At 44.1% G+C, this 834-nt stretch carries 1 protein-coding gene; it reads right to left on the bottom strand.

The window, feature by feature from the left end:
* Positions 1–127: 127 nt before the first annotated feature.
* Positions 128–834: phenylalanine--tRNA ligase subunit alpha (pheS, locus tag ACS8FD_RS18745; protein ID WP_439276960.1), on the bottom strand; the 707-nt coding region annotated here is incomplete at its 5' end.

Below are 834 nucleotides of genomic sequence, written 5' to 3'. Positions count from 1 at the left end.
ACTGGTATTGTTGGGGTTCACCCATTGACGTAGCCACTGTTCGCTAATTTTCATAAATATCTCGGATCAAAATTTCATAGTAAAGATTTTAGAATAAAGGTAGGCGTATTTTTATTACAATCCAAATCTAGCCAAACTGTTTTAAGAAGCGTACGTCGTTTTGGAAAAACAGGCGCAAATCATCGATACCGTAATACAACATCGCAAAGCGCTCAATACCCATGCCAAAAGCAAAGCCCGTGTATTTATCGCTATCAATACCGCAGTTGGTCAGCACTTGTGGATGCACCATGCCGCAGCCCATGACCTCAAGCCATTTGCCATTATCATCAAGGATATCTACTTCAGCAGAAGGCTCAGTAAATGGGAAGAATGACGGACGAAAACGAACGGTCAACTCTTTGGCAAAGAACGCTTCTAAGAACTCACTAATCAAGCCTTTTAGCTCAGCGAAGGTGCTTGACTCGGTAACCATAAGCCCTTCTAACTGATGAAACATCGGTGAGTGGGTTTGGTCCGAGTCATTACGATACACGCGACCTGGACAAATGATACGAATCGGTGGCGCACTTTTTTCCATGGTACGAATTTGCACGGGACTGGTATGTGTACGTAATAGATAGTGCGCATCAAAGTAGAACGTATCATGCATCGCACGTGCAGGGTGATGTGATGGAATATTGAGCGCTTCAAAATTATAGTAGTCGCTCTCAACTTCAGGTCCGGTCGCCACGTTAAAACCTGCTTGCACAAAATACTGTTGCATGCGCTGAGTAATCATCGTCACTGGATGTAGATGGCCTTTTTGACCACCACGTGCTGGCAAGGTAATAT

The organism is Psychrobacter sp. 1U2 (genome assembly GCF_051847575.1).
Note: the sequence above shows the minus strand (reverse complement) of the source record. Positions and strands in the feature narration are given on the sequence as shown.